The organism is Arthrobacter sp. Alg241-R88, assembly GCF_900537115.1.
In the GTDB taxonomy this organism is placed as follows: Bacteria; Actinomycetota; Actinomycetes; order Actinomycetales; family Micrococcaceae; genus Arthrobacter.
In genome coordinates this window covers 309555-331862 of sequence record NZ_UNRG01000004.1, presented here as the reverse complement: position 1 = coordinate 331862, position 22308 = coordinate 309555, and the positions used below count along the sequence as shown (strand labels likewise).

Sequence of the window (22308 nt, the reverse complement as noted above, 5' to 3'; positions counted from 1 at the left end):
ACCTATACCCCGAGGCTGGAAACGGCGCATACTTTGGCATAACGGGAACCGGGTACTTAGTGCGCAACGGGGCGCGTATAAACCGGTGATTGGGGAAAATGGCAATGACGGCAGAAGCTCTTGACAGCGGCGTATCCCAAACGACTGTCCTCGTAATTGATGACCACACCTCATTTGCGGAATTGCTGACGTTGGCAGTTGACCGTGAACCGGACCTTCAGGGCCTGGGTTACGCCAGGAACGCATCGCTCGGCCTCCATATGTGCCGAACTCTTCAGCCGGACGTCGTGGTCATGGGTTGCGGCCAGCTGGACCACCGGGGCACCGCAATTGCTGCAGAAATCGTCGCTGCACTGCCGGGAATACGGGTGGTGATGCTGGCCAGCGAGCCCACCAGACAGGGCTTGGCGCAGGCGGCCGCTGCCGGTGCCTCCGCGTTCCTGGCCAGGGACACGCCCCTTACCAAGCTCCTTGCCACCGTCAGGCATTCCCATGCCGGGATAATCGAAGTCGATCCGCAGATCCTGGCTTCTTTCGGAGAACAGGCGCAGCCACCAGCCCCTGTGTCAGCCGTGCCTTTGTTGACTAGGCGGCAGATGGAAGTGCTGCGGCTGATGGCGGAGGGGAAGGACGTGCGATCGAACGCCAAGACCCTTGGTATATCCCAAAACACCTGCCGTGGTTATGTAAAGGCCATCCACTCCCGGCTGGGAGTCCATTCGCAGCTCGAAGCCGTAGTGATTGCCCGCCAGCTGGGCCTGGTGGCCTCCGGCTAATACAGTTGGGCCAGCTGACTTTGTCCGCTCCTGAACCGGGGTTACGGTGCTGAATCCTGAAGGGAAGGACGGGCTGTGCAGGAACTGGACGCCACCGACAAGCGCATCTTGCAGGGCCTGGACGAAGATCCGCGCGTCCCCATCATGGTCCTGGCACAGCGGCTTGGCCTGGCCCGCGGAACGGTGCAAAGCAGGCTCGAACGAATGACGGCATCGGGAGCCCTGCGCCCCAACAGCAGCAGGGTGCTTCCCGCCGCGCTGGGACGCGGAGTGGCCGCTGCCGTAAGCGCCGAACTGGACCAGAGCCACCTCAACGAGGCCATTGCCGCGCTGCGCGAAATTCCCGAGGTGCTCGAATGCCACGCGCCGGCCGGGGACACGGACCTGCTGATCCGCGTGGTCGCGACAAGCCCGGATGACCTCTACCGTGTCTCGGAGGAAATCAGGCTTTGCCCGGGCATTGTGCGAACCTCCACCAGCATGTTCCTCCGCGAAGTCATCCCCTACCGCACTACGGGCCTGCTCAACAACTGACGGCTAGACCGGCGGACCCGCGTTGGACTTCAGGTTCTTCGTGACCAGGGTGGAGGTGAGCCGTTCCACGCCCGGCAGGGACGTGAGTTCGGCGTCGTAAAAGCGCTGGTAGGCGGGCAGGTCCTCGGCGATAACCTTCAACAGGTAATCGGGCGAACCGAAAAGCCGCTGGGCCTCCACAATGTTCGGGTTGTCTGCGACTCGGTTTTCGAAGACCTCCATCGTGGAGCGGTCCACCTGCCGCAAGGTCACGAACACGATCGCCTCAAACCCCAGGCCCACGGCCGATGGATCGATGTCCGCCCGATAGCCCCGGATGACGCCCGACTGCTCCAGATCGCGCAGCCGCCGGTGGCAAGGGGCAACAGTTAGACCGACCTTGCCGGCAAGTGCGGTGGCTGTGATGCGGCCGTCCTCTTTGAGGTGGCGCAAAATATTACGGTCGATATGGTCGATCACGCAAAAATCTTACCGCTTTCGCCGCCTTACGCGCGAAAAGGGAAAGCACTTCCGCGGCAAAAGTATCTAAGGTTTCTCCTGACAGACCACCTGGCAGGAGAAACAATGAACGCGGAGCTGTTTATAGCCTTTGTGCTGGTGGCCGCGGCCCTGGCCTGTACGCCCGGCGTGGACTGGGCATATTCCATCGCTGCGGGCCTGAGGCAGCGCAGCTTTGTGCCCGCGATAGCAGGGCTGTGCAGCGGATACGTCCTGCACACAGCCTTACTGGTGGCGGGACTTGCTGCCCTGCTCACGGGAATGCCTGGCGTCCTTGCCTGGATCACGCTGGCCGGCGCGGGTTACCTGATGTGGCTGGGGGCGAGCACGCTTCGTTCCTGGCGCGCAGCCAGCTTTTCGGCAGGGGCCGGCAATGACGGCAGCACCCGGCTCCGCACGTTCCTGCAGGGCATGGGAACCAGCGGCATCAACCCTAAGGGCCTGCTCTTCTATGTGGCGCTCGTTCCCCAGTTCGTGAGCGCGGAGGCGTCCCTGCCTGTCCCGGTGCAGTCGGGCCTGCTGGGCCTGACGTTCGTGCTGCTCGCAGGGCTCGTGTACACCGCCGTCGCCCTGCTGTCCCGTACCCTGCTGCAGAGCAGGCCGGAAGCCGCCCGGATGGTAACGCTGGCCAGCGGGGTGATCATGGTGGCGCTTGGCGCCGTACTGCTCGGCGAACAGCTCCTGCCGATGTTTTCCGGAGCCCGGTTCGCAGGAAGCTAGCAAGAGCGAACCTACTCGTCGCTGAGCTTCTTCCAATCCTGTTCCCAGATCCGGCGCATCTCCTCGTCCTTGCGGATGGGAACCGGCGCTGCGATTTCCCGCTGCGGCACCGGATCCTCGTGCCGCCGTCCCCAGTCGCGCGGATTGAGTGACCTGCGGCTGGAATCAAGAAGCAGCAGTGCCCGGTCCGTGAGGGCGTCGTTCCGCAGGGTGAGGTGGGTCTTCCGCCGTCGGAGGACCTCTGCAAGGGCCTGGTTCGCCGCATCCAGCCGGCCCTCGCGCCGCAGGGCCCGGGCACGCACCAGCAACAGCGCGGCAGAGAGGTCATCCGCGTTGAGCAGCCCGTCGGTCCAGTCGATCACCGTCCGGCTCCGGCCCAGGGTCAGGGCGAGCGAGCAGCGCGCCAAGGCCATGGGGAGCGACGGCGGCAGCCCGGTCAGGGCGTCCAGCGCCGCCTCAGTGCGCCCCGTCTCCCGCAGGGCGTGCGCCAGTGCCAGGAACACCGACTCCTCGCTGAACAGGACAGGGATCTCCACGCGCTCGGCCAGCTCGATGCGGGTGACGATCCTGGTGAGGTAGGTGGAGGAATAGCGGTTGGCTTCGTCTTCATTCCTGGTGGTCAGCCCGCGCTGAAGGAGCTCGGAAGCGCGCAGGTAGCCGCCCTGCTTGTAGACCAGCAGCCCGGACATGAGGTAGCAAAGGCCGGCCCACCCGGGGTAGGCGCGCGCCAGCGTGATCAGCTGTTCGGGCTGGCGGCTCGTGAAGACTGCCTCGTGCACCGCCCTGGCCGGCTTGGGCAGCATCCGCTTCAGCCGCGGAACCTCCCCGTCCACAGAGAGCAGCGCCGGGTTGCGGCCGCCCAGCACGCCGGTGAGCAGGCCACCCACTCCCCCGGCAAGGTCATGGACGGGCGTGCGCAGCTGGGGCTGGCCGAAGGGCGTGAGGTCGCGCCTGTCCCAATAGATCGGTGCAGTATCCCCGGCGGTCATCTTTCCATGCTAACCGGGACTTCTGACAGCCGGGCGGCCCCTGGAGACGGCCGCGCCGGGACGGGACGACCCGCCGGCCCTTGCCCGGTCCCGATATTTCCGTAAGGGTGGAAACCACCCTTAGCAGTTTCCTCATCAGAAAAGGAGAATGCCGTGCAAATCGACAAGTCCCAGATCCTCGAGCTCCTCAGGAACCAGGGAGACAATGACAAGGCAGCCCAGGCCGAGTCCGAGCTGCCGGACCAGGTGGACACCGACCAGCACGCCGGACTCCTGTCCAAGCTGGGCATCAATCCCGCCGATCTGCTGGGGAAGCTTCCCGGCGGCCTCGGGGACAAACTGGGAGGACTGGGCCTCTAGCTCAGGGCCTTTCCATGAACCACTCAGTGAAGGCGGAAGCCCGGCCGGACTGGTCGAGGCGCAGGACCCAGAGGTTGTCATAGGTGGGGCGTTCGCCCGAATAGGTGGTGACCCCCTGGATAAAGGCAGTGTCGCCGTCCGTACCCAGCAGCTCCCAGCTGAAAGTCCAGTCGCCGGGTTCATCGCGGGCGGCGAGCCAGCCGTCCACGATTCCATCCTGCCCGTGCCACGCCTGGGGGTCATGGGGCCGCGTCTCATACCGTGCATCCTCGGTGAAGAGTGCACGGATGTCCTCGGTTTTATTGCTGGCCCATGCGGCCTGGTACTTTTCCATCCACGCGGACACCTGCTCGCGTGCTGAACTTCGCTCAGTCATGGTGCCGTTGTACGCCCTGGCGCATCCGGCCCGCAAGCGCTTTAGCTGTTGGCGGCGATCCACACGCCGACCACCCAGGTGCTCGCGGCCAGGCACGCCAGTCCGAACTCGACGAGCATGCCCAGCCCGGTTGCTTTAAGGGCGGCCCAGCTGGAGGTCGCCGCCGTACTGATGTTCCGGGTGCGGAGGAACTCGCTGAGCAGGAGGCCGGCAGCGAAACCGACGAAGAGTCCCACCACGGGAATGATGAACATTCCCACCACACCCGTAACCAGTGCGGCGGCGATGCTCCTGCTGGGTATGGCGTGTTCCTTGAGCTTCCTGCCCGTGAGGACGGCGCCCGCCGCCATACCGGCAACCACGAATACCATGGCGATGGCGAAGACCACCCAGCCCGCCGTGCCCGCTCCGCCCCAGATGGCCCATGCCAGCAGGCTTGCTCCGATCAGGATGCTGCCCGGAAGCACCGGGATAACCGTGCCTGCCACGCCTACAAGAATTGCCAGGCCGCACAGGACGGTCACCACGCTCTCGGAGTTCATGGACCCAGTCTATGGTTGGGCCCGCTGAGAGAACGACGGCGGTGCCTCCCCTGCGCGGGAGGGCGAATTCAGGGGGTCGTTGCAACACCGTTGGCGGTTAGTTCGTCAAGAGTAAATCACGCAGACGCTCGGCTGGGGTATCCCAGTCGAGCGTTTTACGTGGTCGGCCGTTGAGTTCTTGGGCGACGTGCTCGAGGTCTTCGGGGCCGTAGACGGACAGGTCGGTTCCTTTGGGAAAGTATTGGCGCAACAGTCCGTTGGTGTTTTCGTTTGAACCGCGTTGCCAAGGGCTGGCGGGGTCGCAGAAGTACACGTCCATGTCGGTGGCTATGGTGAAGGATTTGTGGGCGGCCATTTCTGAGCCCTGGTCCCAGGTCAGGGAGCCGCGCAGATGCTCTGGCAACGTGTTCATCGTGGTGATCAGCCCGTCACGGACAGTTTCTGCAGTGTGGTTCCCTTCAAGGTGCACGAGCATCACGTACCGGGTCTGGCGTTCGACGAGAGTCGCGATCGCTGACTGGTTGTAGGCTCCGGTGATGAGATCGCCTTCCCAATGCCCGGGCACGGCCCGGTCTTCCACTTCTGGCGGTCGCTCCGAGATGTTGACCATCGGATCTGAGAACCGGGATCGGCGCTGCTCACCGCTGTTGCGCGCCTTCCGGCGGGTCCGGCCAGTGCGCAGAGCGGTCTGGACCTCGCGTTTCAGCCCTCCACGGGCTTGGACGTAAAGGGCCTGATAGACCGTCTCGTGACTCACTCGCATCTCTCCGGATCATCGGGAAATTCCTTGATCAGGGTGTGGCTGATCTGTTCCGGAGACCAGCGTATGTCCAGTTTCCCTTTCACATACCTGCACAGCCGGCCCTCGGCTGCGAGCTTGCTGTCCTTTGGCCGTGGCCGGCGGGAGGCAGCTGCCCGATGCGCCGCGTACGGGTGGTACCCGCCATCGGGAATGCTGTTACGGGCGATCTCGCGGCTTACTGTCGAGGCCGGGCGGCCCAGGGCCTCGGCGATCTTCCGCCGGGACTTCCCGGCCTGGAGCAGGTCACGGATCGTTTCGCGTTCCTTGATCGAGAGGAAGCGTTCATCAATAGCCTGCTCCAACGCAGGCAACGGAACCATGCCCGTTCTGGTGGCTGGGGTTGTGGTGGTCACCCCATTGTTGTAATCCACCGCCCTGCCGTCGGGGTAAATTCTGCCGTTCTGAGTCCTACGGATACCCGTGTCCCATTCATCGGCAGTCGTACGGTGAATTCCCAAGGTACTGGCAGCATCCCGGCGGGAAACGCCGGACTGGCGAAGCCGGAAGAAGTCCTCCCGAGTAGGTCTCTCCGAACGCTTCCTAGCCAGGCCGGCTTTCCTAATCCACTGGTAGCAGGTGTTCCGGTTCAAACCCAGTTCTGCCGCGGCCTCTGTCGCGTTCCCCAATCGATCAAAAACACGGAAGAACTCTTCCTTCTGCTGAACAGTCGATCTTGCATACTTCCGAGGTATTGATGAAACAGCGCTTAAACGCGGCACGGCCGTTGCAACTCCCAAATCATTGGGTGTTGCAACGACCGCTAGAACTCAAGGAGGCACCGCCGTCGTAATTTGCGCAAGGAAAGGAGGCTACTCCGCTTCCACGGCGGCTGCGACAGCGGCTGTGACGGCCGGGGCCACCCGGGGGTCCAGCGGGCTGGGCACGATGTAGTCGGCCGCGAGGTCCTCCGCCGCGAGCTCCGCGATGGCATACGCAGCCGCAAGCTTCATGGCCGGGGTGATGCGGCGCGCCCCGGCGTCCAGGGCACCGCGGAAGATACCCGGAAAGGCCAGGACGTTGTTGATCTGGTTCGGGAAGTCACTCCGGCCGGTGGCAACCACAGCGGCGTACTTCACGGCGACCTCGGGCAGCACCTCGGGGTCCGGGTTGGAGAGGGCGAAAACGATGGCGTCCTGGTTCATCAGCGCCAGGTGTTCCTCGTCCAGCTTCGAGGAGGAGACACCAATAAAGACGTCCGCCCCGGCCAGGGCCTCGGCAGGGCCGCCTTTGAGGCCGCGGGGGTTGCTGCGGCCGGCGATGTCAGCCTTCTTGCTGGCCTGGTCCGCGGCCAGATCCGTCCGGGTGCTGTTGATGATGCCGCGGGAGTCCAGCAGGACCACGTCGGTGATGCCGGCTGCCAGCAGGATTTCGGCGACGGCGATGCCTGCCGCTCCTGCGCCGGAGACCACCACGCGCAGGGTTTCCAGCCCGCGGCCGGTCACCTTGGCGGCGTTGGTCAGCGCGGCGAGGGCAACGACGGCGGTGCCGTGCTGGTCATCGTGCATCACGGGGCAGTCCAGCGCCTCGATAAGCTTTTCCTCAAGCTCGAAGCAGCGGGGGGCGGAGATGTCCTCGAGGTTGACAGCGCCGAAGCTGGGGCGCAGGCGGACAAGGGTTTCCACGATTTCGTCCACATCCGTGGTGTTGAGCACCAGCGGGATCGAGTCCAGGTCGCCGAAGGTCTTGAAGAGTGCGGACTTGCCCTCCATCACGGGCAGGGAGGCACTGGCGCCGATGTTGCCCAGGCCAAGGACCGCAGTGCCGTCGCTCACGACGACCACCAGGCGCTCGGCCCACGTGAGGGTGCGGGCGAGTTCGGGCTTGGCGTGGATGGCGCGGCTGACCTCGGCCACACCGGGGGTGTAGGCGATGGACAGGTCACGCTTGTTGGACAGCGGCACGGTGCTGGCGATGGAGAGCTTGCCGCCCTGGTGGGCTTCGAAGATCTCGGCTTCGCTCAGCGCGGTGGCTGCGGAATTGTCAGTGGCTGCAATTGCGTCAATGGACACGTCGTTGTCTCCTGGTGCTCGCCGTGGGCACACGGCACGTGGGGCCCAGGCCCAAATAGGCCTAAGGCGGAGTGGTGCGGCGGAAAACCCAAGGGTGGCGGGTCTGGAAGGAGCGTCGGGGATGCGCCCTGCTGCTCCGTTTCGACCATGGTAGGCAGCGGCGGAAGGGGCTTGTGCGCGATTTGACTGCCGGAACTCGTGCCAAAACGGTTCTGCAACTACTCTTGTGACCCACGTCACGGCAATAAGGCCGATTTAACGGCTGATTGGTCTAGACCGATTACGCACTTTGATGGAGTGTGTAGGTGCCTTCGGCGGCCGGGGCAAGCCGTGCGGAGGCCTTCTTTAGGTCCTCCTCGGCCTCGAAAAGCGAAAGGCGGCGGTTCCGGACGGACTGGACCAGACCAGTGACCGTCAGCAGGAGCACCCTGGCCGCCGTGGCGTCGCCGCAGGCATTGGCCACGGCCTTTTCACTCAGCGCGTCGATTTCGCGCAGGAGGGCTGTGGTGTCCCTGTCCGGAAGGTAGACGCCTCGGCTCAAGCATTGCTCAACGGCGGGCTGCATAACGCGCATGTGGAAGATCTCCATCACCAGTCCACCCAGCGCCCGGCCCCGGAACCGCGCCGCAGTGGTCCGCCCGGCAACCTGCAGCTCCCCGAGCTGGTGGCGGTAGAGCGCGAGCATCAGGTGGGTGCTGGTGGGGAAGTACCGGTACAGCGTGCCCAGGGGTACATCGGCCTTCGCCGCCACCTCAGGCAGTTCCACGGCGTCCAGGCCCTTGCGGGCAAAGCCGCCGGCAGCCTCGAGGATGCGCGAATAGCGCAGGCGCTGGCGTGGAGCTGAGGGCATGGCAGCCATGGGCGGATGGTCTGGAAAGGTCTCAGGCATCAGTATTCCGGGGTTGTGTTTGACGGTGCAGCAGCCAGGAGCGTCCCCATCCCGGACCGCCTGCAATCCGGTTCAACTATACGGCACGGTACTGTGCCGTAATTAGTCAGCCTGCCTTAGCTTCCGGGGTTTCAGCCGGTTAGCGGACGCCCTTGATCTTGACGACAAACACCGCACCCAGGAGGCCCATGACAGCCGCAGTGATGAACAGCGTGAAGTACCCCCCAAAGTACGTCACCGCGAGGAACGCGAGGCCGGTCGCGAACACCTGCGGCAGCGAGGCGGCCACGTTAATGACCCCCATATCCTTGCCACGGTCGGCGGCCTGCGGCAGCACCTGCGTCAGCAGCGCAAAGTCAACGGCCTGGTAGGCGCCGAACCCCACGCCGAGGATGGCGGCGCCAACCAGTGCGCCGGTCCATACTGGGAAAAACGCCATAGTGAGGCCCGCGAGGGCAATGAGGACTGAGGATCCGATCACAAACGGCTTCCGCCGGCCCAGCCGGTCGCTCCACGGCCCTGCGATCACCGCAGTAACCATCACCAGCGCCGCATAAATGCCGGTCAGGATCAGGACTCCCAGCGCGGGGTTCTCAAGCTTGAGGACGTCCCCGAGGAAAAAGATCAGGTACACAATGGTCAGCTGGTTGCAGACGTTCACCAGGAAGCGGGTGAGCCAGGCCCAGGCGAAGTCCGGGTGGCGGGCCGGGCTGATCCAGAAGCCGCGGAGGAAGCTGCGCCACGAGAAAGGCGGGCGGAGCGCCCTCGGCAGCGGCGGGTCATTCCGGTGGAACAGGTACGGCAGCACGGAGAACATCAGGGCGGCAGCACACAGGGCGTACCCCACCATGTAGTTTCCCGACACCACCGCCCCGAAGACTGAGCCCAGGAGGATGCCCGCTGTTTGGCCCAGGGCCGCAAGTCCCCCCACTCCGCCGCGCTGCAGCACCGGCACCCGGTCCGGGATGGCGGCGGTGATGGCCGCATAGGCCGCGTTGGCGCCCAGCTGGACCAGGCACCAGAACAGGACCATCAGGGCAACAGCCGTGGCCCCGGACAACGCCAGCAATGCTGCCGTGGCCAGGACGGCACCGCCCAGTACCCAGGGGGCACGCCGGCCGAAACCCGAGACCGTCCGGTCAGAGAGCGCACCGAACAGTGGATTGGCCACCAGGGATACGGCGGCACCGCACCCAAGTACGAGGGAGGCGATGGCTTCCTTGTTTGTTTCGTCGATGCCAATGGCCTGCTCGGCGATAAAGATGTTGATGGGCCCGAAGAACGCGGCGTTGATGCCAACGTTGACCAGTACCAGCCCCGTGACCCACCGCGCGGTGACCTTCACCGTCGGCTCGGCGAGCGCCGCCGTCGTACCCTGCGCCCCGGCTCCCTGATCCAGCGGTGCGGGAGTATCTGACAGGCTCATGACGTGCTCCCCGGGGACGGCTGATAGGCGACGGGATCAGACTATCGTGGGCGGTACCACTCCGCCGTGTCCGATGGCGGAATACCATTCTGCAACGTCAGCCCAAGCATCAAGGAGAACCACATGAGCGCAGCGTCCACTCCGGCGGAAAGCACCGCCGTCGACACCGCGGACCTCTACGACGAGCGCGGCGAGGAACTGGCCTCGATATCACTGCAGTTCCAGTCACTGGGCGGCCGTTCACACTTCAGCGGACAGGCGCGCACCATCCGCTGCTTCCAGGACAACGCGCTGGTGAAGTCCACCCTGGCCACCCCGGGCAACGGCAACGTGCTGGTGGTGGACGGCGGCGGTTCGCTGGGCACAGCTCTGATGGGGGACATGATTGCCGAAAGCGCCGTGGCAAACGGCTGGGCCGGCGTCGTCATCAACGGAGCAATCCGTGACCGTGAAGCGATCGCCAGGCTGGACCTCGGTGTGAAGGCCCTGGGCAGCAACCCACGGAAGAGTGCCAAGGCCGGTGCCGGCGAGGTGGACGTGGACCTGGTGATCGACGGCGTGACCATCCGGACCGGGACCAAGATCTGGTGCGACCCGGACGGCATCCTCGTGGAACGCTAGCCCCGTCAGCAGAAAGTTCTGGCCCCGGGGAATAGACCTGCGCGTAACATAGTTACTGAAAGCAACTATCCGCCTGATTCCTTCCCCTGGAGCACCCATGCCCAAACCCGCTGCCGCGCGCGCCGCAGGAGACACCCTGACCCCGCGCCAAATCGTCACCGTGATGGTGGGCCTGATGCTGGGCATGTTCCTGGCATCACTGGACCAGACGATTGTGTCCACCTCCATTTACACCATCGCGAATGACCTGGACGGGCTCTCGCTCCAGGCCTGGGCCACCACCGCCTACCTCATTACGTCCACGGTGAGCACCCCGCTGTACGGCAAGCTCAGCGACATCTTCGGCCGCCGCCCGCTGTACCTGACCGCGATTGTGATCTTCCTGGCGGGGTCCCTGTACGCAGGCTCGGTCCATTCCATGACCGAACTGGCCCTTGCCCGCGGCGTTCAGGGCCTGGGGGCGGGCGGCTTGCTGGCCCTCGCCCTGACCATCATCGGCGACATCGTCTCATTGAAGGACCGCGCCAAGTACCAGGGCTACTTCATGTCCGTGTTCGGCGTCTCCTCGGTGCTTGGCCCCGTAGTGGGCGGCGCCTTCGCCGGTTCCGCCAACATCCTGGGGTTCGAGGGCTGGCGCTGGGTGTTCTTTATCAACCTGCCCATCGGCCTCGCCGCACTGGCAGTGGTGTTCCTGTTCCTGCACCTGCCGGCCAAGCACGTGAAGCAGAAGATCGACTACTGGGGCGCAGCGGCTATCACCCTGGCGATCGTGCCGCTGTTGCTGGTGGCGGAGCAGGGGCGCAGCTGGGGCTGGGCGTCCCTGAACTCCTTCCTCTGCTACGGCCTGGGCGTGGTGGGCGTTGTCTGGTTCCTGCTCGCCGAGAAGCGTGCCGGCGACTACGCACTGATCCCGCTGCGGCTCTTCCGGAACGCGACCTTTGGCCTGTCATCGCTGCTGAACTTCATCATCGGCATCGGCATGTTCGGGGCCATCGCCATGCTCCCGATGTACCTGCAGTTGGTCAAGGGCCTCACCCCCACCGAGGCCGGCCTGATGATGATCACCTTCACCGTTGGCATCCTCACCGGCTCCATCACGGCCGGCCGCACCATCTCGGCGTCCGGCACCTACAGGATCTTCCCCATCATGGGCACGGCCATCCTCACGGTCGCCGCCCTGGTGATGGGATTGTCCCTGGGCGTGGACACCGGCCTGTGGGTCCCTGGGGTGATCGCGGTCTTCTTCGGCATGGGCCTGGGTTTCTGCATGCAGCCGCTCACCCTTGCCATGCAGGTGTCCGTGCCGCGCCGCGACATGGGCGTGGGCACCTCCTCCGCCGCGTTCTTCCGCTCCATGGGCGGCGCAGTGGGCACCGCCGTCTTCATCTCCATGCTGTTCAGCCTGGCCGCTACCCGGATCGCGGACACCATGAAGTCCGCGATGGGAAGTGCGGAGTACCAGGCAGTCCTTCAGGATCCTGCGGTGGCCGGAGACCCCGCCAACGCCAAGCTGTACGAGTTCTTCCGGGACGGCGCCTCCAACGAATCCCTCAACGACACCAGCTGGCTTCACACCGCCAACAGCACGCTGACCCGCCCCATCACCGAGGGCTTCGCCTATGCCATCGACGCCGTGATGCTCACGGCAGCCGTGCTCACCGGCATCGCATTCCTGATCAGCTTCGCGCTGCCCAACAAGAAACTCACGGACCCCAAGGCGGTTCCGCAGGAGCCCGCCGCGGTTCACTAACCTGCCCTCCCCCACCATGTGACGACGACGGCGGGCGCCTCCCGCCGTCGTCGTCCTCTGTTTCGGGGCAAGCAGGCTCCTGGCACCCCTCGACTGGAACAGTCCGCGGTGGCGTGGAACACTGTTTAGCGCGTGTGCGCCGGCCAGGTGGCCGGTTCCGCAGCCGACGACGTCCGCACCGCATCCACCCGAACCCGAACCAAGGGAGAACCATGCCCACTGCCCAGGAGCAGACAACAGCCAAGATACCGCGGCGGGTGATCTGGCTGGCGCTCGCAGGTGCGGTGGGCGGATTCCTGTTCGGCTTCGACTCGTCCGTGGTAAATGGCGCGGTGGATGCCATGAAGGACGAGTTTGCCCTGTCCGAGGCTGTCACAGGCTTCGCCGTGGCCATCGCCCTGCTGGGCTGTGCTGCCGGCGCGTACCTGGCCGGAAAAGTCGCCGACCGGTACGGACGCATCCCCGCTATGAAACTGGGCGCACTGCTCTTCCTGGTCAGCGCCCTCGGCACCGGCTTCGCCTTCAGTGTCTGGGACCTGATTTTCTGGCGCCTGGTGGGCGGGCTGGGCATCGGCCTTGCCTCGGTCATCGCCCCTGCGTACATTTCCGAGATTTCGCCGCGCAAGGTCCGCGGCCGCCTGGCGTCGTTGCAGCAGCTCGCCATCACCACAGGCATCTTCGCGGCGCTGCTCTCGGACGCGCTCTTCGCCACCAGCGCCGGCGGCGCCGACCAGGCCTTCTGGCTGGGGATCGAGGCCTGGCGCTGGATGTTCCTGGCCGCCGCCCTGCCGGCAGTGGTCTACGGCTGGGTGGCCTACACCCTCCCGGAGTCGCCGCGGTTCCTGGTGTTCCTGGGCAAGGAAGACGAAGCACGCGAAGTCTTTGACTCGATCGCACCGGCCGAGGACACCGACCGGCACATCCGCGAAATTCGTGAAGCGATCGAAGAGGACAAGCTGGCGGGCCAGAAAGGCTCGCTCCGCGGCAAGACCTTCGGCCTGCAGGCGGTTGTCTGGGTGGGCATCATCCTGTCCGTCCTGCAGCAGTTCGTGGGCATCAACGTGATCTTCTACTACTCCACCACGCTGTGGAAGGCGGTGGGCTTCCAGGAAAAAGATTCACTCATGATCTCCGTAGCCACCTCCGTCACCAACATCCTGGTAACCCTCGTGGCCATCGCACTGGTGGACCGCATCGGCCGCCGGCCCATCCTGCTGGCGGGCTCGGTGGGTATGGCCGTGTCCCTGGCTGCCATGGCCCTGGCGTTCGCCTCCGCGGTTGGATCCGGCACCGAGATTTCTTTGCCCGGAGCCTGGGGTGCGGTGGCCCTCGTGGCGGCCAACGTGTTTGTGGTCAGCTTCGGCGCGTCCTGGGGCCCGCTGGTGTGGGTGCTCTTGGGCGAGATCTTCCCGTCCCGGATCCGTGCCCGCGCCCTTGGCCTTGCCGCCGCTGCGCAGTGGGTGGCGAACTTTGCCATCACGCTCAGCTTCCCGGTCATGGCCGCCGGTTCGCTCCCGCTGACGTACGCCATGTACGCACTGTTCGCTGCGGCGTCGTTCTTCTTTGTGATGTTCAAGGTGCCGGAGACCAACGGGATGTCCCTGGAGCAGGCGGAGACGCTGTTTGTGGCGAAGGGCTCCGCCAAGGGCTAGACGCTCTCTCACCTAACGGGCGTTTTTACGGAACGCTCCTTCACCTTTGGCAGCCCAACGGCCGACCCTCCCCCACATTCCCATGTGCGGGAGGGTCTTGGCTTTTCGTGCAGAACATGAACGAGCGTCGCCGGAAAACCCACATCAAGTGAAGGAGCGTCGCCGGAAAGGACGCATCAAGTGGGAGAGCGTTGGGAAACGTCAGGCGAAGTACACGCCGATCCGGTTGCCGTCGATGTCCTCGATGCGGATGTCGATGTCGTACACGTCGCGGAGCATGGCTTGCTGCATGATCTGGCGGGGGCTGCCCTGATGGACCAACCGCCCGTCCTTCATGGCCAGGATGGTGTCTGAGTAGCAGGACGCGAAGTTGATGTCATGGACCACCAGGACGATTGTTTTCCCGAACTCGTCAGCCAGCCTGCGCAGGAGCCGCATCATCTCCACCGAGTGCTTCATGTCCAGGTTGTTCAACGGCTCATCGAGGAGCAGGTACCGGGTGTCCTGCGCAAGCACCATGGCGATGAACGCGCGCTGGCGCTGGCCGCCCGAGAGCTCGTCCACGAACTTGTCCGCCATCGGCGTCAGGTCCAGGTGCACAATGGCTTCCTCCACCTTGGCGAGGTCCTCCACAGTGGGCCGGCCGCCGGAGTGGGGGAAGCGGCCAAAAGCCACAAGGTCCCGGACGGTGAGCCGCATGGTCAGGTGGTTTTCCTGCCGCAGGATGGCCATGGTCCGCGCCAGCTCCCGGCTGTCCGTGGCGGCGATATCCAGGCCGGCAACGGACACGGCGCCTGCCTCGAGCGGCTGCAGCCGGCTGATCAGCGAGAGCAGGGTGGACTTTCCCGCCCCGTTAGGGCCGATGATCGAGGTGATGCCACCCTCGGGGATCACGCAGCTGACGTCGTCGAGGACCGCCTGCCCGCCGTAGCTCTTGGAGACGTTCCGGACCTCGATCATGGCAGCGTACCTGCGGTTGTGGCACCAGGACGGGGGCAGGTCATTTCAGCGAGCCTTTCAGGAGGAGGTAGAGGAACAGGATGCCGCCGGCGAATTCGATGACCACGCTCAGGGCGGTGCCGAAGCCGAACACCTTTTCCAGGAGCAACTGCCCGCCCACCAGGGCCACGGCGCCGATCAGCACCACAATGGGCAGCAGCCAGGCGTGGCTGAAGCCGCGGCACAGCTGATAACCCAGGCTCACCACCAGCAGCCCGAAGAACGTCACGGGCCCCACCAACGCTGTGGACACCGCCACCAGCAGCGAGCACCCCAGCAGGACGCGCATCACCATTTTCCGGTGGTCGACACCCACGTTGATGGCCACGTCGCGCCCCAGCGCCAGCACGTCCAGCGTGTGGCGCGCCCGCCAGACAACCGCACAGACAACCGCAACGATGACCGCGGAGACACCCAGCAGCGCGGGCTCCACGTTGTTGAAACTGGCGAAGAACAGGTCCTGGAGGATGATGAATTCGCTCGGCTCCATCAGCCGCTGCAGCAGGGAGGACAGGCCGCGGAACAAACTGCCCAGGATGACGCCCACCAGCAGGAGCAGATGGAGGGAGCGGGTGGCGCCGGTGAACATCCAGCGGTACAGCAGCGCACTGAACGCCACCATCAGCAGCACTTCGACGCCGAACTGCAGCGTGGGCGGGGCGGCCACCACCGCGGCGGCCCCGAGCGTAAACGCCATCGCCGTCTGCACCAGGATGTACAGCGAATCGAAGCCCATAATTGACGGCGTCAGGATCCGGTTGGCCGTGACGGTCTGGAACAGGAGGGTGGACACCCCTACGGCAACGGCCACCAGCAGCATCGCGGCCACTTTGATGGCCCGGCGCGGCAGGATGTATCCGATGTTGCCTTTGAGTTCGAAGAACAGGAAAAGGCAGACGACGGCGGCCGCGGCCGCGAGCAGGACCCCCAGCACCAGGCGGGGAGAGGCATTACGGATGGCGGCTTTGAGTTTGGGCGCTGCCCCCGCGGCCCGCCCCTTCACAATGCCAGGCTTTTGGGCGGGTGGCAGCAGCGTTGTGCTCTCACGCATTGCGCTTCCTCAGGATCAGGGCGAGGAAGAGAATGGCGCCCAGCACGGACATCACCATTCCCACGGGGACCTCGTAGGGGTAGCGGATGGTCCGGCCGATGATGTCGCACACCAGCACGAAGGCGGCGCCGAACAGGGCGGTCCACGGCACGGCCCGGCGCAGGTTGTCGCCGAAGACGAGGGACACGATGTTGGGCACCACGAGCCCCAGGAAGGGGACAGCGCCCACGGTGGTGACCACCACCGCCGAGATCAGCGAGACGATGACCAGTCCCAACCGCATGGTCCGGCCGTAGTTCAGCCCCAGGTTGGTGGTGAAGTCCTGGCCCATTCCCGCCACGGTGAAACGGTCGGCGGCGAGGAGGCCCAGCAGCATCAGGACAGCGACGATCCAGAGCAGCTCGTACCGGCCACGGAGGACCCCCGAGAAGTCGCCGATCATCCAGTTGCTGAGGGTCTGCAGCAGGTCGTAGCGGTAGGCGAAGAACGTGGTGACGGCAGCAATCACCCCGCCCAGCATGATTCCCACCAGCGGGATGAGCAGGGTATTGCGGGCCGGGAGCCGCCGCAGGATGGCCAAAAAGAGCGCGGTTCCCAGCATGGCGAAGGCGCTGGCCACCAGCATCTTGGCCAGTACCGGGGCCTGCGGGGCAAAGACGGTAACCACCAGGATCCCGAGCGTGGCGGATTCAACCGTTCCCACCGTTGAGGGCTCCACGAAGCGGTTCCTGGCCATGAGCTGCATGATCAGGCCGGCGACAGCCACCGCCATGCCGGCGAGCACCACGGCCAGGGTCCGTGGCACACGCGAAATCCAGAAGACCTCCACCGTGGCCGGTTCGCCCGACAGGAGGGCCGGAAGTGCGACGTCGCTGACGCCCACAAACATGCTGGCGGCCGCGAGGGCAAGGACGGCAACTGCGGCCGCAGCCAGGCCTGCACTGCGGCGGGCCTGGCTGCGGGTTGCCGGCGCAAGCGGGCGCACGGCGGTGGCGGTCATGGAGCTCGGTTCTCAGTTGGGTGGCGTTAGGCCACGGACTCGGCGACGGCGTCCACCATTGCCTTGATGTTGTTCAGGCCGTAACCCACGACGTACCAGCCGGCGGGGTCCAGGTTGACGACCTTGTTGTTCTTGGCGGCGTTTGTGGACTGGACGAGTTCGTTGTCCAGGATGGGGTTGGCGGCGGAAGCTTCGTTGCCTACCGCCGTGTCGCGGTTGATGACGTAGAGGATGTCCGGGTTGGCCTGCTTGATGTATTCGAAGGAGATTGCCTCGCCGTGGCTGCCGTCAACCTTGACGTCTGCTGCCGTGGGGACGCCCAGGACGTCATGGATGATGCCGAAGCGCGAGCCGGCGCCGTAGGCGGTCAACTCTCCGCCGGAGGTCAGGACGATCAGGCCCTTGCCGGCGTCGGCGGCCTTGGCCTTCGTGTCGGAGATGGTGGCGTCCACTGCGGCGAGCTTTTCTTCCACGTCCGCCGCCTTGTCGAAGATGGTTCCCAGCTTTTCGGTCTGCGCCTTGAAGCTTTCCATCGGCTGGGCAGCATCGATGGACAGGTCGATCGTGGGAGCGATCTTGCTCAGTTCCTCATAAGCTCCCGCAGTGCGGCCGGAGATGATGATGAGGTCGGGTTCGCCGGCGCTGACGGCCTCGAAGTCCGGTTCCTTCAGGGACCCGATCTTGCTGTACTTCGCGTCGGCGTACTTGCTGAGTGTCTCCGGGTAGGCGGCTTCCGGCACGCCCGCGGGCTCGACGCCGAGGGCATCCAGCGTGTCCAGGACGCCGAGGTCGAACGTGAAAACCTTCTCCGGATTCACGGGGACGTTGGCGGTGCTGCCTTGTGCGTGCTCCACGGTGATGGTGGTTGCTTCGTCAGCGGGAGTCGCCGTCGCGCTTCCTCCGCAAGCGGTGACGGTCAGAAGCGCCGCTCCCGCCGCAAGTGCCCCCAGGTAGCTTGACAGCCTCTTCTTCACGTTTTTCTCCGCTCGGGTAATACGTCACAACTTCGTTGCCTAATGATCCAGAGCCTATAAGTAAGGGAAGGCTAACTTCAAAGCGGGAACGGCAGTTTGAGTCATAAGTGGGAGAGATCACACAGAACGACGCCGGCACTCAGGTGAGTGCCGGCGTCGTGATTGCAGGAGGGTTGCCGAAAAACCCGCAGGATGTGAGAGAGCGTCTAGGCGGGGGTTTGGGCGAGCTCCGCCTGGCGTTCCTCCACCAGGGTGGAGACTGCATTGAACAACGGATGGGCGGGCTCCAGGCCTGTGATCCTCGCTGTGGCATCAGCCGGGCTGGCCGAGGAAAGAATCCCGGCAAGCTCTGTTGCCTCCGTATCGGCGGGATCGTTGAAGCGGAGGGCAGCGGCGATGGCGCCAAGGAGCGCCTCCGGCACCACACCCCGTTCGGCCAGTTCCGCTGCCGGTCCGATAAACCGCTCGTGCCGGCTCAGCTTTCGCAGCGGGGCACGCCCCACCCGGTGCACTGTGTCAGGCAGGTACGGGTTGGAGAACCGGACCAGGATCTTCTGGACGTAGGCTTCCTGCTCATCGTTGCTGAAACCGTGCTTGGAAACCAGGAGCTGCTTGGTCTCCTCCAGCACCGCCCGGACATCCTCGGCAACGTCCTGGTCTGCCATGGCGTCGGAAATTTTCTCCAGGCCCGCCTCGAACCCGAAGTAGGCGGCCGACGCGTGGCCGGTGTTCACCGTAAACAGCTTCCGCTCGATGTAAGGCGAGAGATCGTCCACAAAGGTGGCGCCCGGAATCGCGGGGGCGGCACCGGCAAAAGCGGTACGGTCGATGACCCATTCGTAGAACGTCTCCACCGTGACATCCAGTCCCTGGCCGGCTTCCTGGTTAGGGACGATGCGGTCGACTGCGGTGTTCGCGAACACCGCTTTGCCGTCGAGCGCCCCGGCGGCGGCCCCCGGCTGTGAGGCCACTTCCTTGGCCAGGATGTCCGTGGCGTTGATGGCATTCTCACAGGCCATGACCTGCAGCGGAGCCAGTTCTGCCCCCCGTACAACGATGCCCCTGGCAATTACCGGCGCCACGAACTTCAGGATGTGCGGGCCCACCGCGGTGGTGACGATGTCCGCCGTCGCAATTTCTGCAACGAGCTCGGCCTCCTGCGTGGTGGAATTCAACGCCCGGAAGTTGCTCACCGTCCGCACCGCAGGGTTCTCCCCCACTTCATGCACGGCATAGCTCTCGGCCTTGGCGAGTTCGGCGATGAGGTCCTCCGCTACGTCGGCGAACACCACCTCATAGCCTGCGTTGTGCAGGAGCAGGCCCACAAAGCCGCGCCCGATGTTTCCGGCCCCGAAATGTACCGCCTTCACTATGCGTTGACCTTTCCGAAAAGCTCCAGGACCTCGTCCTCTGACGTGGCGGCCTCCAGCCGGGCCACCTGTTCCTTGTTGGTGAAGACCTTCGCGATGGAGGACAGGATGTGCAGGTGTTCGTTGTTGATGCCGGCAACGCCCACCACGAACTTGACCTGCTTGCCGTTCCAGTCGATGCCCTCCGGGTAACGGATGACGGACACCGCGGACTTCCGGATGTGGTCCTTGGCCGCGTTGGTGCCGTGCGGGATGGCCAGGAAGCTGCCCATATAGGTGGACACCGACTGCTCCCGCTCGTGCATGGCCCTGACGTAGTCCTCATCCACCGCGCCGCGGGCCAGCAGGAGCCGGCCGGCTTCGTCGATGGCGGCATCACGGGTGGTGGCTGTTCCGCGGAGCACTACGCTCTCGCGGGCCAGGATTTCGGACGTTCCGGTCCCTGCGGGTTCGGCTTCGGACGTTCCGACGGCTCCCCCAGCTGCAGTTCCAGCCGCTATTCCGGTCGCTGGTCCGGATGCGGACGCTCCGCCCGGTGTTCCCGCGCCGGCGTCCGGGCCTTCCGTTGCAGCGGAACCGTCGGTGTTGCTCTCCCTGACCAGCTCCACGATTTCGTCGTAGCGCGGGCTGCTCATGAAGTTGTCAACGGAATAGTGCACGGCGCTGGAGGTGGCCGGCTTGGCGCGTTCGGTCAGGTCCTGGTGGGTGACCACAACGTCGTAGTCGTCGTTGAGGTTGGCGATGGAGGCGTTGGTGACCTTCACGTCCGGGAACCCGGCCGCCTTGATCTTGTTCCGCAGCACCGAGGCGCCCATGGCACTGGAGCCCATGCCGGCGTCGCACGCGAACACGATGTTCCGGACAGGTCCGGCCAGAACAGCAACCCCGCCGCCACCGGCAGCGGAACCTGCGCCGGTCAGGGTGGAGGACACGGAGCTCTTCTTGCCTTTCATCTGCTCCATGCGGGACGTGGCCGCGCTGAGGTCGCCCTCATCACTGTGCTTGGTGGTCTTCATGATGACCGAGGCCACCAGGAAGGACGCCGCGGTGGCCAGGAGGACCGCCAGGATGACGCCCACGTAGCTGTCGCGGGAGGTCTGGGCGAGAACGGCGATGATGGAACCCGGGGCGGCCGGAGCCACCAGGCCTGCACCGGTGATGGCCAAGGTGGCGATGCCCGTCATGCCGCCGGCAATGGCAGCCAGGATCAGCAGCGGACGCATCAGCACGTACGGGAAGTAGATCTCGTGGATGCCACCCAGGAAGTGGATGATGGCGGCACCGGGAGCGGAGGCCTTGGCGGCACCGCGGCCGAAGAACATGTAGGCCAACAGGATGCCGAAGCCGGGGCCGGGGTTGGCTTCAAGCAGGAACAGGATGGACTTGCCCTGCTCCAGCGATTGCTGAACGCCCAGCGGGGTGAGCACGCCGTGGTTGATGGCGTTGTTGAGGAAGAGCACCTTGGCCGGTTCGATGAAGATGCTGGTCAGGGGCAGCAGGCCGTTGTTGACCAGGAACTGCACCACGTTGCCCGCGCCGGTGCTGAACGCCGAAACCAGCGGCGAGATGCCATAGAAGCCCAGCATGGCCAGCAGTCCGCCCCAGATTCCGGCGGAGAAGTTGTTGACCAGCATCTCGAAGCCGGGGCGGATCTTACCGTCCCAGATCGAGTCGATTTTCTTCATGGTCCAGCCGCCCAGCGGGCCCATGATCATTGCACCGATGAACATGGGGATGCCGGCACCCACAATCACACCCATGGTGCCGATGGCGCCCACCACGCCGCCGCGGACGTCGTAGACCATCTTGCCGCCGGTGTAGCCGATCAGCAGCGGCAGCAGGTAGGTGATCATTGGTCCCACCAGGCCGGTGTTCGGCACCCCGTTTGTCTCGCCGAAGCCGCCCAGCTGGGGAACAGGCAGCCAGCCCTTCTCAATGAAGAGGGCTGTGATGATGCCCCAGGCGATGAAGGCGCCAATGTTGGGCATGATCATCCCGGACAGGAACGTCCCGAATTTCTGGACGCCAACCCGCATGCTGGTGCGGGGTTTTGCAACTGTCTCTGTTGCCATGTGCTTTCCTAACCGTCATTCCCGCTGCTCCGCAGGATGGTCCGATACTTACGACGACGTACTGATGGAACTGTTTGGCGCTTTTCAGCCGGCCGGGCTGGTGGAGATGCGGTGAAGCCATTCGAGGAAGAGTTTGAGTTCCGAGCTGGAGAGCTGGTCTGAGTGCGAGGCCTGAAGTGCGGCGTTCAGGGCGATCGCTGCCACCACCACCGATGATTTCCCGGTGTCACCCGGGGCCGCGCCGCTGGCCGGCTCGGCGGACACCGCGAAAATCATGGCGTCCCGGGTCATGGTGGACAATTCGAGGTTCCGGTCGGAGGCGGGCTCCGCAATCAGCATCAACGTCACACCCACGTTCGCGGCCAGGATGGACCTGGCCGCCTCCCGGGGCTGGACGTTCAGCTGGCCTGCCACCGCTGCCTTGTTCAGCATCTCCTCCATCAGCGCCTCGGCATCGGCAACGATGGCGGGGCGGCTTTCCGGGCGGATGTTGCCGAACATCACCAGGTACAGCTCCGGCTGGTTGAGCCCGAACTGCACGTGGTTGTCCCACATTCTCCGGATATCCTCAAGCGGCTGTCCGGAGGGGGCGAAATCCCTTTCGCCCGCAACATACTCTTCAAACCCTGCGGCGACGACGGCGTCGAACAGCCCTTCCTTGTCACCGAAGTGGTGGTACAGCGTGGGAGCCGTCACCCCTGCCCGCTGGGTGATCTGGCGGGTGGAAACCGGTGCTCCCGCAGAGTTTGCCAGCAGCTCGGCGGCTGCGCGCAGCAGCCGCATCTTGGGGGGAAGCTGGCCATCCAAACTCATAACCGCTACCCTAGCACCTATAGCAATGCTATATGAACTGAATCACATACAATTTTTTCAGGCACGTTTCCCGCCTCCGGACGTA

Annotated in this window: 21 protein-coding genes and 1 pseudogene; 7 read left to right on the top strand and 15 right to left on the bottom strand. The window is 64.8% G+C overall.

The features are described 5' to 3' along the window. The first annotated feature begins 104 nt into the window (after positions 1-104). On the top strand, positions 105-776 hold the full coding sequence (locus G6R19_RS12245; protein ID WP_163165263.1) for a response regulator transcription factor: 672 nt from the start codon (positions 105-107) through the stop codon (positions 774-776). A gap of 75 nt (positions 777-851) precedes the next feature. After that, positions 852-1310, top strand: coding sequence for an Lrp/AsnC family transcriptional regulator (locus tag G6R19_RS12240; protein WP_163165261.1), 459 nt, complete (start codon positions 852-854; stop codon positions 1308-1310). A gap of 3 nt (positions 1311-1313) precedes the next feature. Here G6R19_RS12240 and G6R19_RS12235 read toward each other — a convergent pair whose 3' ends face one another. Further along, a complete protein-coding gene (locus G6R19_RS12235; protein WP_163165259.1) occupies positions 1314-1769 on the bottom strand; it encodes an Lrp/AsnC family transcriptional regulator in 456 nt (151 codons plus the stop codon). Positions 1770-1874: 105 nt separating this feature from the next. Between G6R19_RS12235 and G6R19_RS12230 the strand changes: the two genes are divergently transcribed. Next, complete coding sequence (locus tag G6R19_RS12230) at positions 1875-2528, top strand: LysE family translocator (RefSeq protein ID WP_163165257.1); 654 nt, start codon at positions 1875-1877, stop codon at positions 2526-2528. 11 nt (positions 2529-2539) lie between these two features. Here the strand turns inward: G6R19_RS12230 and G6R19_RS12225 are convergent, their stop codons facing one another. Next, positions 2540-3517: a hypothetical protein gene (locus tag G6R19_RS12225; protein ID WP_163165255.1), complete on the bottom strand. Its 978-nt coding sequence runs from the start codon at positions 3515-3517 to the stop codon at positions 2540-2542. A 153-nt stretch (positions 3518-3670) separates the two neighbouring features. Here G6R19_RS12225 and G6R19_RS12220 point away from each other — a divergent pair, with 153 nt between their 5' ends. Beyond that, complete coding sequence (locus tag G6R19_RS12220; RefSeq protein ID WP_163165253.1) at positions 3671-3877, top strand: hypothetical protein; 207 nt, start codon at positions 3671-3673, stop codon at positions 3875-3877. 1 nt (position 3878) lies between these two features. Here G6R19_RS12220 and G6R19_RS12215 read toward each other — a convergent pair whose 3' ends face one another. The 6 genes and pseudogenes from G6R19_RS12215 to G6R19_RS12190 all read right to left on the bottom strand — a co-directional run bounded on the left by G6R19_RS12215 (position 3879) and on the right by G6R19_RS12190 (position 9921). Further along, positions 3879-4253 carry a nuclear transport factor 2 family protein gene (locus G6R19_RS12215; protein WP_163165251.1) on the bottom strand — a complete coding sequence of 125 codons (375 nt, stop codon included), beginning with the start codon at positions 4251-4253 and terminating at the stop codon, positions 3879-3881. 41 nt (positions 4254-4294) lie between these two features. After that, a complete protein-coding gene (locus G6R19_RS12210; RefSeq protein ID WP_163165249.1) occupies positions 4295-4795 on the bottom strand; it encodes a DUF456 domain-containing protein in 501 nt (166 codons plus the stop codon). Between the two features lie 97 nt (positions 4796-4892). Further along, a pseudogene (locus tag G6R19_RS12205) lies at positions 4893-5917 on the bottom strand (IS30 family transposase). Between the two features lie 489 nt (positions 5918-6406). Further along, positions 6407-7606 (bottom strand): NADP-dependent malic enzyme, encoded by a 1200-nt coding sequence (locus G6R19_RS12200; protein ID WP_163165247.1) that lies wholly within the window; start codon positions 7604-7606, stop codon positions 6407-6409. A gap of 280 nt (positions 7607-7886) precedes the next feature. Beyond that, the gene (locus tag G6R19_RS12195; protein ID WP_163165245.1) at positions 7887-8495 is read right to left on the bottom strand and encodes a TetR/AcrR family transcriptional regulator; all 609 of its coding nucleotides are present in this window, start codon (positions 8493-8495) and stop codon (positions 7887-7889) included. 139 nt (positions 8496-8634) lie between these two features. Continuing rightward, complete coding sequence (locus tag G6R19_RS12190; RefSeq protein ID WP_163165243.1) at positions 8635-9921, bottom strand: MFS transporter; 1287 nt, start codon at positions 9919-9921, stop codon at positions 8635-8637. Positions 9922-10044: 123 nt separating this feature from the next. On the opposite strand from G6R19_RS12190, the gene rraA reads away from it, so the two are divergent. From rraA to G6R19_RS12175, 3 genes are all read left to right on the top strand, one after another. After that, the gene (gene rraA / locus G6R19_RS12185; RefSeq protein WP_163165241.1) at positions 10045-10542 is read left to right on the top strand and encodes a ribonuclease E activity regulator RraA; all 498 of its coding nucleotides are present in this window, start codon (positions 10045-10047) and stop codon (positions 10540-10542) included. Between the two features lie 97 nt (positions 10543-10639). Continuing rightward, the gene (locus tag G6R19_RS12180) at positions 10640-12292 is read left to right on the top strand and encodes an MDR family MFS transporter (RefSeq protein ID WP_163165238.1); all 1653 of its coding nucleotides are present in this window, start codon (positions 10640-10642) and stop codon (positions 12290-12292) included. Between the two features lie 212 nt (positions 12293-12504). After that, a complete protein-coding gene (locus G6R19_RS12175; RefSeq protein WP_163165236.1) occupies positions 12505-13944 on the top strand; it encodes a sugar porter family MFS transporter in 1440 nt (479 codons plus the stop codon). A gap of 201 nt (positions 13945-14145) precedes the next feature. Here G6R19_RS12175 and G6R19_RS12170 read toward each other — a convergent pair whose 3' ends face one another. The 7 genes from G6R19_RS12170 to G6R19_RS12140 all read right to left on the bottom strand — a co-directional run bounded on the left by G6R19_RS12170 (position 14146) and on the right by G6R19_RS12140 (position 22223). Then, entirely contained in the window at positions 14146-14904 is a 759-nt protein-coding gene (locus tag G6R19_RS12170) for an ATP-binding cassette domain-containing protein (protein ID WP_163165234.1), read from the bottom strand. Positions 14905-14944: 40 nt separating this feature from the next. Then, positions 14945-15994, bottom strand: a complete 1050-nt coding sequence (locus G6R19_RS12165; protein ID WP_240341852.1) for an iron chelate uptake ABC transporter family permease subunit — start codon at positions 15992-15994, stop codon at positions 14945-14947. After that, a complete protein-coding gene (locus G6R19_RS12160; protein ID WP_163165232.1) occupies positions 15987-16994 on the bottom strand; it encodes an ABC transporter permease in 1008 nt (335 codons plus the stop codon). The genes G6R19_RS12165 and G6R19_RS12160 overlap by 8 nt, the downstream gene beginning before the upstream one ends. Before the next feature lie 26 nt (positions 16995-17020). Then, positions 17021-17968: a siderophore ABC transporter substrate-binding protein gene (locus G6R19_RS12155; protein WP_163165230.1), complete on the bottom strand. Its 948-nt coding sequence runs from the start codon at positions 17966-17968 to the stop codon at positions 17021-17023. Between the two features lie 206 nt (positions 17969-18174). Next, a complete protein-coding gene (locus tag G6R19_RS12150) occupies positions 18175-19338 on the bottom strand; it encodes a mannitol-1-phosphate 5-dehydrogenase (RefSeq protein ID WP_163165228.1) in 1164 nt (387 codons plus the stop codon). Then, a complete protein-coding gene (locus G6R19_RS12145) occupies positions 19338-21410 on the bottom strand; it encodes a PTS mannitol transporter subunit IICBA (RefSeq protein ID WP_163165226.1) in 2073 nt (690 codons plus the stop codon). The genes G6R19_RS12150 and G6R19_RS12145 overlap by 1 nt, the downstream gene beginning before the upstream one ends. A gap of 84 nt (positions 21411-21494) precedes the next feature. Further along, complete coding sequence (locus G6R19_RS12140) at positions 21495-22223, bottom strand: TetR/AcrR family transcriptional regulator (protein ID WP_163165224.1); 729 nt, start codon at positions 22221-22223, stop codon at positions 21495-21497. Between the last annotated feature and the right edge of the window lie 85 nt (positions 22224-22308).

What these genes read in the sequence shown, in the direction of transcription:
- G6R19_RS12245 (WP_163165263.1), top strand. Translation starts at nt 105, where the DNA reads ATGACGGCAGAAGCTCTTGACAGCGGCGTATCCCAAACGACTGTCCTC.
- G6R19_RS12230 (WP_163165257.1), top strand. Translation starts at nt 1,875, where the DNA reads ATGAACGCGGAGCTGTTTATAGCCTTTGTGCTGGTGGCCGCGGCCCTG.
- G6R19_RS12225 (WP_163165255.1), bottom strand. Translation starts at nt 3,517, where the DNA reads ATGACCGCCGGGGATACTGCACCGATCTATTGGGACAGGCGCGACCTC.
- G6R19_RS12215 (WP_163165251.1), bottom strand. Translation starts at nt 4,253, where the DNA reads ATGACTGAGCGAAGTTCAGCACGCGAGCAGGTGTCCGCGTGGATGGAA.
- G6R19_RS12210 (WP_163165249.1), bottom strand. Translation starts at nt 4,795, where the DNA reads ATGAACTCCGAGAGCGTGGTGACCGTCCTGTGCGGCCTGGCAATTCTT.
- G6R19_RS12195 (WP_163165245.1), bottom strand. Translation starts at nt 8,495, where the DNA reads ATGCCTGAGACCTTTCCAGACCATCCGCCCATGGCTGCCATGCCCTCA.
- G6R19_RS12190 (WP_163165243.1), bottom strand. Translation starts at nt 9,921, where the DNA reads ATGAGCCTGTCAGATACTCCCGCACCGCTGGATCAGGGAGCCGGGGCG.
- rraA (WP_163165241.1), top strand. Translation starts at nt 10,045, where the DNA reads ATGAGCGCAGCGTCCACTCCGGCGGAAAGCACCGCCGTCGACACCGCG.
- G6R19_RS12180 (WP_163165238.1), top strand. Translation starts at nt 10,640, where the DNA reads ATGCCCAAACCCGCTGCCGCGCGCGCCGCAGGAGACACCCTGACCCCG.
- G6R19_RS12175 (WP_163165236.1), top strand. Translation starts at nt 12,505, where the DNA reads ATGCCCACTGCCCAGGAGCAGACAACAGCCAAGATACCGCGGCGGGTG.
- G6R19_RS12170 (WP_163165234.1), bottom strand. Translation starts at nt 14,904, where the DNA reads ATGATCGAGGTCCGGAACGTCTCCAAGAGCTACGGCGGGCAGGCGGTC.
- G6R19_RS12165 (WP_240341852.1), bottom strand. Translation starts at nt 15,994, where the DNA reads ATGCGTGAGAGCACAACGCTGCTGCCACCCGCCCAAAAGCCTGGCATT.
- G6R19_RS12160 (WP_163165232.1), bottom strand. Translation starts at nt 16,994, where the DNA reads ATGACCGCCACCGCCGTGCGCCCGCTTGCGCCGGCAACCCGCAGCCAG.
- G6R19_RS12145 (WP_163165226.1), bottom strand. Translation starts at nt 21,410, where the DNA reads ATGGCAACAGAGACAGTTGCAAAACCCCGCACCAGCATGCGGGTTGGC.
- G6R19_RS12140 (WP_163165224.1), bottom strand. Translation starts at nt 22,223, where the DNA reads ATGAGTTTGGATGGCCAGCTTCCCCCCAAGATGCGGCTGCTGCGCGCA.